Origin of the sequence: Kitasatospora putterlickiae (assembly GCF_039527695.1) — a bacterium.
GTDB lineage: Bacteria > Actinomycetota > Actinomycetes > Streptomycetales > Streptomycetaceae > Kitasatospora > Kitasatospora putterlickiae.
This window is the reverse complement of record NZ_BAAAKJ010000253.1, coordinates 7,479-8,277: the sequence shown is the minus strand read 5'-3', so window position 1 is coordinate 8,277 and position 799 is coordinate 7,479. Positions and strand designations below refer to the sequence as shown.

Annotated in this window: 1 protein-coding gene; it reads left to right on the top strand. The window is 78.3% G+C overall.

What is annotated here, in order from left to right:
• The coding region (locus tag ABD308_RS25475; protein WP_344338915.1) for a S8 family serine peptidase at positions 1-799 on the top strand (799 nt) is incomplete at both ends.

Here is a 799-nt window from a genome sequence, read left to right as displayed (position 1 = left end):
ACGGCGCCGCGCCCGACGCCCGGGAGCTGTACCGCGTCCGCACCCTGGTCACCGGCCTCGCGGTGAGCGCGCCGCCCGACCGGCTGCCCGCGCTGCGCACCCTGCCCGGGGTCGCGGCCGTGCACCCGATCGTCCGCAAGCGGCGGGTCAACGCCCACTCGGTGCCGGTCACCGGCGCGCCCTCGGTCTGGGCCGGCGGCTCGTCCGACGGCGGGGCCGCGGGCACCACCGGGCAGGGCGTGCGGATCGGCGTCGCCGACAGCGGCATCGACTACACCCACGCCGACTTCGGCGGCCCCGGCACCGAGGAGGCGTTCCGGTCCGTCGACGGCGCCGCGCCCGCACCCGCCGGGCTCTTCCCCAGCGCCAAGGTGATCGGCGGCCGCGACCTGGTCGGCGACGACTACCAGCCCGACCCGGGCGCCCCCCACTACCAGCCCGACCCGCACCCCGACGACAACCCGATCGACTGCGACCGCAACGGCCACGGCACCCATGTCGCCGGCACCGCCGCCGGCCTCGGCGTCACCGCCGACGGCCGGCCCTACGGCGGCCCCTACCGGCCCGGCCTCGACCCGGCCGGCTTCAAGGTCGGCCCCGGTGCCGCGCCCGGCGCCCAGCTGTACGCGATCCGGGTCTTCGGCTGCGACGGCTCCACCGACCAGCTCGGCCAGGCCCTCGACCTGGCCGCCGACCCCAACGGCGACGGCGACCCGAGCGACCGCCTCGACGTCCTCAACCTCTCGCTCGGCAGCCGCTTCGGCTCCACCGACGACGCCGACGCCCTCGCCGTCGACCG